The following is a 9,473-nucleotide window of genomic DNA, read 5'->3' on the forward strand; positions in this document are numbered from 1 at the left end:
AACCCGACACGAACGAACCGGCCGAGGTGCTCCTTGCGTTGCCCGGACGGTTGGCGATGCCCTATGACGCCGGCCCGACCGGGTTCGGATTCGCCCGGTTCCTGTTGGCGGCTGGGCCCAAGTCTCTGTCGCAGCGCAGTCGAAGCTGCAACGCACACGGGCGACCGGGTCGAAATCGATAAGCCGGACGCCCTGCATTTGCACGGCTGCTGGATCTGAGCCAGACCTACCCCGGTGCCACATCCCCCGACGGCGAGCAAGAGGCCGAGAGAGATCTTGTGCGGGCTCGGGAGGGCGTGCGCGCGGAAATCTGACATCGGCTCGACATCGCGTATCGAAACTGTTTCTGCGGCAGTGTATCTTACACTCTTGCGGGCCGGGCATGCGCGAAGGCGCACGAAATTGCGGTCGCAGAGCTTCGCCGTGCCGGGATTGCAGCTCGCGTTCGCCACCGCCAATGGTGGCCGCTTCCCCTCACCGCGCAGCCCGTGCTCCAGTCTCATGCCGCGAGCGCGCGCCCGACTGTTCGCATCCGTCACTGCGACGGTTCAGCGGTTTCATACGCGCGAGTGCACAAGCCTGACGCGACGGTTCGACCCCGAACGCACGGATCCCGAGTCCTCGCTCGTTGAATGAAGACTGCCGAATTTCGGTTGGCGCGTGCTCGAGACGTTGACGCGAACTTCTGTCGCCACTACTTTCGGCCGGCCCGATGCACGGCGAGTGGTCGTCGGGTGAACTGGCCCGGCGCACGTCCGGCACCGGGTGGACCGGCGAACGCCTGACCGATCGTCATCCATTTTGCGGCTATTGGTCCGGTCACCTCGAGGGCGGTGTCGGCGACATGACGGCGCCGGGTGAGCACCAAGCAGAAGTCGTCGATGGGGCCAGTGACCGAATCCGGCAAGTTGTCTTCACCAAATGCCCACGTGTTGCCCGAGGGGAGAATCAAGTTCGCCTGAACGCCCGTCGTCGGGACTGGCAGTGCGTTGTTCGTGAAGCTGTAAGGGAACGCGAGGCAGGCAATCCGGGCGATGTGGGTCAATCGCGCGGTGGCCGGCCTATCCATCTCGAAAGTGTCGGCGATGTCCTGTCCGTGGGCCCAAGTTTCCATCAGCCGGGCCGTTGCCATGGACGCCAGACTCATCGATGGCCCGTACCAGGGGTGTCGGGCGTCTGGGTTGGCCGCGCGGAGTGCCTGTTGGAGTGACCGGTGTGCGTCCCGCCAGCGTTCGAGGAGTTGGTTCGGTGTCAACTCGAGTAGAGGTTTGAGCGACTCGGTGCGGTACGCACCCGGTCCTCGTTCGGCCCGCTGTCGGTGCTCGGCGAAGGCATCGGGATCGGTGAGGGACATCTCGGCAGTGGCGTCGAAGAATGCCAGGTGAGCGATTTGATGGCGGCTTGTCCACCCGTCGGCCGGGGTTGGTTGGTTCCATTGGTCGTCACTGCGGGTTCTGAGGAGTTCGTCGAGTGCCGTCTGTTCTGCCTGAAGGTCGTCGATGATGATGTTGATGTGATTCATGATTCTGCTTCCGCCTACATATCGGGTTACCGGCCAGCTTAGGTTCCAGCGTGGGCGGATGTTGTGGTGTCCATCTGCGTGCAGGCGGTCATCCGGACCGGCCACGCCATCTTGTCCACCGTCACACCGCGACGAGTTCATTGCAGCGACATGTCCGTGCTTCCCAATGCCACGGCATGGGCGCCCAGCGCATACCAAGTACGAGTCATGGCTCGGGACGGTGCCGAACTGGTCGCCTTTTATCGGCCATCGAGAGCGCCTGACCGAGGTCCTTGAGACTCAGTTCGGTGAAGTAGGCCGGGTCCCGGCTGCTGGCGCCACGATTCGGCCAGAACGCCAGCGTCGGTCGGTTCGAAGCCGGATTCGTCGACAAGCTGCATGACCGTCCTGCGCACCTCCGCTGAATCCAGCGGCAAATAGGGAATCGCGATACGGCCAGGTGTTCCGGCAGGACGTCCCTTGGTCTGCCGAGCTGCGGCCTTGAGCCGGGTTCCGTGCCTTCGCGAACTACTTGCCGAGCTGCTCTTCACTCCACGGGCTCTCGACCCCGCCTTGTTGTCTAACGGCGAGCTTCCCGCCGCCCAGCGTCTCGACAGTTCACTTGCTGGGTGCACATCGGTGTGCGGCGGCGCATCCACGATGTGCTACGGGATCCGTGCAGTGTGCGGACCGGCCGCACCCGCTGCTGTCGGAGGCGATCATCGACTCGCAACCGTGCACGGCGCCGAACTGTGCCCGCACCTGCACAGGATGGGATTGCGGGAAGGGAACAAATGGTCGCAACGTCGGATCGCGGTGGAGTCACTGGCCTCGCGGATGGACTGCTTTCACGTCCGCCGCATCCACCGTCTATCTGCGTGCCTTGACCAGTCCCATCGAGGAAACTTGTGTCGGGATCGTTGGCCTCGAGTACTGATCGAGGTGGGCGGGATTGTGTGCTGTTCTGGTAGAACTTCTCCATCGCACATCGGCCGTACGGTGAGGCAGCTCCGCGGATGGGGCTCGGGTCCTGGTGAGAACGTGTCGGGGATATCCTGAAGGCGCGTCATCGAGAGGATGCGGATGTTGCATCGTACAAAGTTGCCGACAGGTCGAGCGTAAACGAACGATGGTCGAAGGTGATCCGCTCGAGACTCAGCGCGCCCCGGCCCCCGCGGTGGTGGCGGAGTTGCACGCTGCCGGATTCGAAGATGTGCATGAAGTCGGGCGTGGTGGATTCGGCATCGTGTATCGCGGTGTCGAGACTCTGCTGGACCGCACCGTCGCAATAAAGGTTCTCACCGCCGACCTCGACGACGACAACCGGGCGCGCTTTCTTCGCGAGCAACAGGCACTGGGACGGCTCACAGGCCACCCGAACATCGTGGGCGTCCTCCATGCCGGCACCACCAACAGCGAGCGACCTTTCATCGTGATGCAGTACCACCCGCGGGACTCGCTGGAAAGCCAGGTTCGCCGGCAAGGGCCAATGGGATTGGCTGAAACGTTGCATCTCGGGGTGAAGTTGGCAGGCGCGTTGGAGACCGCTCACCAACTCGGCATCCTTCATCGTGACGTAAAACCGGGGAACATTCTGTTCACCGATTACGGGGAGCCCGCGCTGGCCGATTTCGGGATCGCTCACATCGCCAACGGGTTCAAGACCGCCACCGGGGTCGTCACCGGATCCCCGGCGTTCACTGCCCCCGAGGTACTCAGCGGTGAGGCCCCCAGCGTGGCGTCCGATGTCTACGGTCTCGGAGCCACCCTGTTCTGTGCGATCACCGGCCACGCCGCCTTCGAACGCCACAGCGGTGAACAAGTGGTCGCACAATTTCTCCGGATCACGACCCAACCTGTTCCGGATCTGCGCGAACAGGGCATCCCGGATGATGTGAGCGCCCTGATTGAACGGTCGATGTCTCCAGAACCGCGCGCACGTCCGCACAGCGCCGTCGAGTTCGGCAACGAACTCCGCCAGGTCCAGTTCGATCACGGCTTCCCTGTCGAGGAGATGGCCCTGCTTGCCGGACCTGGCGAGTCCCGACCGGGTCCGGATCCGCGCGCGGCGCAGTTCAGCGCTGCGGGTCAGCGCACGCCCCGGTCGCAGCCAGCCACGCGAGGCTCTGGACGAAACCTGCCCCTCGAACTGACCAGCTTTGTCGGGCGTCGGCGGGAAATAGCCGACACGAAGAAGATGTTGTCGTCCTCGCGGCTGGTGACACTCACAGGAATCGGTGGCGTCGGAAAAACCCGTCTGGCACTACGGGTGGCTGAGGATGTCCGACGAGGTTTCGGTGACGGTGTGTGCCTCGTCGAGTTGGATGAGTTGCGCGACGAATCGTTACTGGTAGATGTGGTGGCAGCAGCTCTGGGCGTGCGGGATCGGTCATCACGCCCGCTCGAACACGCGGTGGCAGAATTCCTCACATCCCGCCGCCTCCTGCTCGTGCTGGACAACTGCGAGCATCTGGTCGGAGAAGCCGCTGGGCTGGTGGAAAGGTTGCTGCGCGCCTGCCCGGAACTACACGTCTTGACTACGAGCCGCGAACCGCTCGGCATCGGCGGGGAAGCCGTCCTGCGGGTTCCCCCGCTCACAATCCCCTCCCCCGACCGTCAACCGTCCCTTAAGGGCCTGCCCGGGTACGACGCCGTGACGTTGTTCGCAGAACGAGCAGCCACCGCGGTGCCCGGATTCGAACTCACCGAGGACAACCGGCTCACGGTGGCTCGGATCTCCCACAAGCTCGACGGCCTACCGCTGCCGATCGAGTTGGCGGCCGCCCGGCTGCGCGCCATGTCCGCCGATCAAATCCTGAGCCGGTTGACCGATCGGTACGCCCTGCTCACCCTGGGCAGTCGCGGTGCTCCGACACGACAACAGACGCTTCGCTTGTCGATGGACTGGAGTTACGAGCTGTGCACAGCCAAGGAACAGCGAGTGTGGGCGCGTCTGTCAGTGTTCGCCGGCAGTTTCGAACTGGACGCAGCGGAAGAGGTGTGTGACGGTGATCTGCCGCCGAGTGATCTGCTCGATGAGGTGACCTCGCTGGTCGACAAGTCGATCCTGATCCGGGAGGACGCTGGCGCTGTGGTGCGCTTCCGGATGCTCGAGACCCTACGCGACTACGGCCACGAGAAGTTGGAGCAAGCCGGCGACTATGCTAACTTTCGCCGACGGCATCGGGACTGGTATCAGCAGTTGACGCTCGATGCCGTGGCCGGGTGGATCAGTCCCCGACAGCTGGACTGGATCGAACGCCTCGAACGCGAACAGCCGAACCTCCGGGAAGCGATGGAGTTCGCCCTGTCGGAAGAGGACGACGCAGAAGTCGATTCCGGTGTCCGGATCGCCACCGCCCTCTACTCCTTCTGGCTAGCCCGTTCGCTCTTCAGCGAAGGCCGACGCTGGCTTGATCGCGCCCTGGCCAGACAGCCCGCGCAGCCAACGGTGGAACGAGCCAAAGCCCTGTATGCCAACAGCGCTCTCGCCGGGATGCAGGGCGACCTGGCGGCGGAAACCGCCCTCGTCGAGGAAGCACGGGCGTTGGCCGAGCAGACGGCCGATCCGACCGTGCACGCACTCGCCACCCACGCGACCGGAACCCTGGCGCTCTTTGGTGGTGACCCCGCCCGCGCGTGCAAATACCTGAACGAGGCACTTGCATCCATCGACACCCACGACGACGCCGCCCTCGAGGTCAGAATCAACGCGTTGCTAGCGCTCGGGTGGGCCTACCAGCTACAAGCAAACGCACCACGGGCCCTGGCCTGCATTGACCAAGCACTCGCCATCACACAAACGCATGGCGAATCTGTTTACCAGTCGTTTACGTTGTGGGCCCTGGGCGTTGCTGCGTGGCGGCAGAGTCAAAGCGACCGAGCGGTGCGAATATTGGAACAGGGCCTGACGTTGAGCCGACAAGTGGATGACCCGATCCTGGCAGCAACGTGTCTGGAGGCGCTGGCATGGGCCTGCGATGAGAACAACGCGCAGCGCGCCGCAATGCTGATGGGCGCCGCCGAGACGCTGGGACAGTCGGTAGGCAGTTCAACGGCCATATTCCCCGCCCTTGTCATCTACCACGAGGAGTGTGTGCGGCGGACTCGCCAGGCACTCGGTCAGCGTGCATTCGAGAAGGCCTACAGGGACGGTGGTCTCCTGAGCTTCGACGCTGCCGCCATCTACGCCCTAGGAGAGAAACCAAAATCCTTTGTGCAGGAGTCTGATTCAACTGAAGCGCTGACCAAACGCGAGCGACAGGTCGCAGACTTGATCGCCGAGGGCCTGACCAACAAGGCGATCGCAAACCGTCTGGTGATATCCCAACGCACCGTCCAAGGCCATGTCGAACATATTCTCACGAAACTCGGGTTCAACTCACGCACGCAGGTCGCTGCGTGGATAGTGGAACGGACCCGCAGCCCTAGGTAGTTAGTACTGCAACGACAGTTTGTGATGTCGGCGTTTGTAGTGGCTGGCGCGGGCTTTGACCTGGCTGGCGCGGCGCCAGTTCAACCGGTGCCAGACGTGGACGAGGGCATGTCGTACCGGACAGGCGACGCGGTTAAACAATCGCCGTATCTCGTTGATGATCAGAGGTATTAGATATCGGGCACCGGCTGGAGATCCCCTTTTGAGCGCCGCGGCGCAGGATCATCAGGAAGGCGGCCGCGGCCATCGACAAGGTGATGTGCCGGTACCAGGCCGACTCACGGACCGGGTTATCGAGGCCGGTCTCGTTCTTGGTGGTCCGAAAGCACGGTGACCTTCGTGGTCACGGTTCGCGTCGAGGTGCTACCCGCACGCTGGCCTGATTCTCCGCCGCCGTCCGCGGTCTCGGAGTGCGCAGCTACCTGTCCGCACCGCTGCGCCTCGACAATGATCGCGTCGGCGCCCTCAACCTCTACAACGTAGACGACCACGGCTTCAGCGACCTCGACGCCGCCCTACTGAAGATCTCCATCGTCGGGGAAACCATCATTCCCCGACACTTCGCCGGCACCCCACATCACAAACCTGGGACATGATTGTGGTTGCTTTCCAGCTATCCGCGTATCGGCGTTTGCCGATAACACCGCCGACGACCGCCAGATGGGCCACGGCATACGGAGTCACCGTCGCGGCTCCGGCCGGTCCGAGGGCGGTGCTCACCGTCGGATGGTATCGCTGTGCCAACCGGTTAGTGGATGAGCGTGCCGAGTACCGGTGTCCATTCGATGATCCTGTGGGCGGGCACGAGTCCGTGGGTCACGAAGGGGTCTTGGGTGAAGAGTTGTTCGACGCTCTCGGCGGTGTCGGCGTCAACGATGATGAACGCACCGGAGTTGTCGGCGTAGGGGCCGGAGACGATCACGGTCTTCTTCTCGACGAGGTCGGCGAGCCAGTCTCGATGTGCGGTGCGGTGTTCATCGCGGCCTGCGGCGGTGGCGGTGGAGTAGGTGTATTCGACGACGAAGAGGGGCATGGTTCTCGCTTTTTCGGTGGGTGGGTGCCGCGAGGAGACTCGCGGTGCTTCGGAATTCGTTACTGCAGTTCAGGATCGGGGCGGTCGTGTGCCCGGGGGTGGGTGGTTGCGGGAGAGGGTCAACCGTCGGGGTGCGGGAGGCCTGCCGTCGCTGTGGCGGGGGTAGGTGTGCGTCCGGATGGCCGGGGATGCGGAACCGGCGGTCGGCCTCGGTGGTGCCGCCCCAGATTCCGAAGGGTTCGCCGACGCTCAGGGCGTGGGTGCGACATTGGGCGAGCACCGGGCAGGTGCGACAGATCCGTTTGGCTGCCCGTTCGCGGCCCCGTCGACCGTGATGGGTTTCGCCTTCTTGGGGGGAGAACAGGTCTGTTTCGACCTGTCGGCAGGTGGCGCGAAGTTGCCAGTCCCACAAGTCGGTCCGCTGTGCATACAGGTGGGTCGAAAGGGTAGAGGACGACATGCGGCGCTACCTCGCATCATGAGGATCAGCAGTGGCTGCACAGACGCTGTGCACTGCAGGGTGGGCGGCGTTCATGGCGAGAGAACTCCGAACGCCGTGGCCAGCCGGGCGATCTTCTGGGCGCGACCCAGACGGGGCAGGTCGCTGCCGTCGCGGATGATGCGGCCTCGGGCTTCGAAGTCGGCGAGGAAGTCCCGGGCCCAGGTGGCGTCGTCCGAGGTGGGGCTGATGGCGGCGTTGACGACGGGCACGTGGTCGACGGCCAGGCACAGCTTGCCGGTCAGCCCGAGGGTGACCGCAAGCGTGCATTTCTCGTGCAGGACGGTGTGGTCGTTGCTGACGGTGGGGCCGTCGATCGGGCCGGGGAGGTTGCCGAGTCGGCTGGCGATGACCAGGCGCGAGCGCGGGTAGGCCATGGCGAGGTCGTCGGCGGCGGTGCCGGTGTCGCGCCGGTAGTCGCCGCTGCCGAAGGCCAGGCGGAAGGCACCTCGAGCCCGTGCGATCTGTGGGGCTTCCTCGATGCCCAGGGCGGACTCGATCAGTGCGAGCACCGGGGTCACGCCGCCGAGGCGGTCGAAGGTTTCGGTCACGTGCTCAGCGGACTCGGCCTTGGCGAGCATCACCCCGGCCAGGCCGGGAAGGCCCCTCAAAGTGTCGACGTCGTCGGACCAGAACGGGGTCGAGCGGTCGTTGATCCGGACCCACGCCGAACGTTCTTCCAGCCATCGGGCGACGTCGGCGCGGGCGGTGGGTTTCGCGGTGGGGTCGACGGCGTCTTCGATGTCGAGCACGATTTGGTCGGCGCAGGACTGGTGCGCGGTATCGAAGGTGTCGGTCCGGGTGGCGTTGACCAGCAGCCAGGTCCGGGCGATCTCGGCGTCGACGGTGCGGGGAGGTGTCGAGAGTTGCTCTGTCACGGGTGTTCTACCTTTCTCGGGCGAGTCGGGGTACGTATGGGTCAGAGGTGGTCGACGGGGTGTGTTGGTTCGCGGCCGGCGAGGACGTCGATCACGGCCTGGGCGGCGGCGAGGCCGGCTCGATTGCGGGCCTCGACCGTCTGGCCTGCCAGGTGTGAGGTGATGAGCACGTTGTCGAGGCCGCGGAGCCGGCTGTCGGTGGGTAGGGGTTCTTGGGCGACGACGTCGAGTGCGGCGCCCGCGATGTCCCCGGATTCGAGGGCGTCGGCGAGGGCGTCCTCGTCGACCAGGCTGCCACGGGCGGTGTTGATCAGGATCGCGGTGTTCTTCATCGCCTGCAGGCGTTCGCGGTCGATGAGATGCTCGGCCTGGGCGGCGGCGCGGGTGTGCAGCGACAGGTAGTCCGCGGTGGCGGTGACGGTGTCGAGGTCGACGAACTCGATGCCCGGGTTGTCGGTGGGGTGTGCGGTGTGCACGGCCACCGACATTCCGAACGCCAGGCCGAGTTGGGCCACCGCCCGGCCGCTGGGTCCATAGCCGATGACACCGAGTGTCGATCCGCGCAATTCGCGGCCGGCGTCACGGGGCCAGCGGCCGTCCCGGACTCCGCCGAGGACGGCGGGAAGTTTGCGGGCGGTCGTCAGGATCAGGGCGATCGTCATTTCGGCGACGGCGTCGTGGTTGACGCCGGGGGTGTTGCACACCCGGATGCCGTGGCGGGCGGCTGCCGCGAGATCGACGGAGTCGTAGCCGACGCCGCTGCGGGCGATGACTTTCAGGGACGTGGCGGTTTCGAGCATGTCGGCGGTGACCGGTTCGCTCGCGATGACGGCTCCGTCGATTCCGTCGAACAACGCCAACGCTTCCGCGCGGCTGCGGGCACCGCGAGCGGGTGCGTAGGTCACCTCGTGTCCGTGCCGGCGCAGAAGGTCGTCGATGTCGTCACCGGGACCGAGGTAGTCGGTGGTCACCAGAACGCGTGACATACAGGTCATTTCCTCTCGAGTTCGTGTGTGTTGCGGCCGAATGCGGCAGGGCGAGGTGGCCGCGTCGCCGCGGCCACCTCGCCCTGTCATGTCAGCACTGTTGGTTACTTTCCGGCTTCTTCGTGCTTGCCGGGCCCGGCA

The 9,473-nt window shown here is 64.9% G+C and carries 6 protein-coding genes and 3 pseudogenes; 3 read left to right on the top strand and 6 right to left on the bottom strand.

Features of this window, described 5'->3' with window-relative positions; translation table 11 throughout:
• A pseudogene (locus tag AZG88_RS54160) lies at window positions 1–182 on the top strand (hypothetical protein); the annotation flags it as partial.
• Between the two features lie 512 nt (window positions 183–694).
• Here the strand turns inward: AZG88_RS54160 and AZG88_RS25605 are convergent.
• A complete protein-coding gene (locus AZG88_RS25605) occupies window positions 695–1,522 on the bottom strand; it encodes a TIGR03084 family metal-binding protein (protein ID WP_061699590.1) in 828 nt (275 codons plus the stop codon).
• Window positions 1,523–2,630: 1,108 nt separating this feature from the next.
• On the opposite strand from AZG88_RS25605, the gene AZG88_RS25610 reads away from it, so the two are divergent.
• Entirely contained in the window at window positions 2,631–5,936 is a 3,306-nt protein-coding gene (locus AZG88_RS25610; protein WP_061699591.1) for a protein kinase domain-containing protein, read from the top strand.
• Between the two features lie 170 nt (window positions 5,937–6,106).
• Here AZG88_RS25610 and AZG88_RS51985 read toward each other — a convergent pair.
• Window positions 6,107–6,264 (bottom strand): annotated as a pseudogene (locus AZG88_RS51985) (IS701 family transposase); the annotation flags it as partial.
• A gap of 79 nt (window positions 6,265–6,343) precedes the next feature.
• Between AZG88_RS51985 and AZG88_RS25615 the strand changes: the two are divergent.
• Window positions 6,344–6,532, top strand: a pseudogene (locus tag AZG88_RS25615) (hypothetical protein); the annotation flags it as partial.
• 152 nt (window positions 6,533–6,684) lie between these two features.
• Here the strand turns inward: AZG88_RS25615 and AZG88_RS25620 are convergent.
• From AZG88_RS25620 to AZG88_RS25630, 4 genes are all read right to left on the bottom strand, one after another.
• On the bottom strand, window positions 6,685–6,969 hold the full coding sequence (locus AZG88_RS25620) for a YciI family protein (RefSeq protein ID WP_061699593.1): 285 nt from the start codon (window positions 6,967–6,969) through the stop codon (window positions 6,685–6,687).
• Window positions 6,911–7,429: a WhiB family transcriptional regulator gene (locus tag AZG88_RS55120; protein ID WP_269455064.1), complete on the bottom strand. Its 519-nt coding sequence runs from the start codon at window positions 7,427–7,429 to the stop codon at window positions 6,911–6,913. Before AZG88_RS55120 ends, AZG88_RS25620 begins: the two co-directional genes overlap by 59 nt.
• 71 nt (window positions 7,430–7,500) lie before the next feature.
• Window positions 7,501–8,346 carry an HpcH/HpaI aldolase/citrate lyase family protein gene (locus AZG88_RS25625; protein WP_061699594.1) on the bottom strand — a complete coding sequence of 282 codons (846 nt, stop codon included), beginning with the start codon at window positions 8,344–8,346 and terminating at the stop codon, window positions 7,501–7,503.
• A gap of 41 nt (window positions 8,347–8,387) precedes the next feature.
• On the bottom strand, window positions 8,388–9,332 hold the full coding sequence (locus tag AZG88_RS25630; RefSeq protein ID WP_061699595.1) for a phosphoglycerate dehydrogenase: 945 nt from the start codon (window positions 9,330–9,332) through the stop codon (window positions 8,388–8,390).
• Window positions 9,333–9,473 lie beyond the last annotated feature (141 nt).

Origin of the sequence: Rhodococcus sp. LB1, from assembly GCF_001583455.1 — a bacterium.
GTDB classification, from domain to species: Bacteria; Actinomycetota; Actinomycetes; order Mycobacteriales; family Mycobacteriaceae; genus Rhodococcus_F; species Rhodococcus_F opacus.